We start from the raw sequence: 716 nt of genomic DNA on the forward strand, positions 1-716 counted from the left end.
ACGTCCTGGCCGGCCAAAATGCCACCATCAGCGGCTCCGACATTCTGGGAGGCGCCGGCATTGACCTTCTTGCCCAAAATATCACCATTCAGGGCGCCTTCAACACCTTTGATTCCCACTCCACCACGGAATTCAAACAAAACGGCTTCACTGTATCACTCACCAACAACACCTTCGAAGCCGTCCAGGACACCTATGACACCGTTAACCGGATGGAAGACATCCAGGATGACCGGTTAAAGACTCTTTATGGTCTCAAAGCCTACCGTTCAGGAGAAAAGGCCTACGGAGGAATCCAAGAAGCCCGTCAAAACGCAAAAGAGAGCGATATCGGCAAAAGCTTCAACGTCACAGCTGGCTTTAGCAGCAGCAAACAAAAAACCGAAGCCACCATCAGCGCCGCTACCGTCCGCGGCAGCAGCCTGACCTCCTCCGGGGATATCAACCTCATCGCCACCGGCAGCGGTCAAACCGATTTAGCCGGAAAATCCGCCGATGGCGATCTGAATATCCTTGGGTCTTCGATCAACGGCAACAACGTCTATCTTTCCGCTGCCAGAGACGTCAACCTCAAAGCTCAGGCCAACACTACCGACTCAGTCATGAAATCTAGCGGTAGCTCCTATGGCTTTGGCGCTAGCTTCAGTTTGGGTAAAGAACTCGGTATGGGCTATTACCTGGAAGGTAACAAAAGCAGCGGCAACTCAGAAGAACAT

1 protein-coding gene is annotated in these 716 nt (G+C 52.5%); it reads left to right on the forward strand.

The genetic code is table 11. The features are described from left to right. The coding region (locus ALO_RS17095; protein ID WP_004098555.1) for a hemagglutinin repeat-containing protein at window positions 1-716 on the forward strand (716 nt) is incomplete at both ends.

Source organism: Acetonema longum DSM 6540 (assembly GCF_000219125.1).
GTDB classification, from domain to species: Bacteria; Bacillota; Negativicutes; order Sporomusales; family Acetonemataceae; genus Acetonema; species Acetonema longum.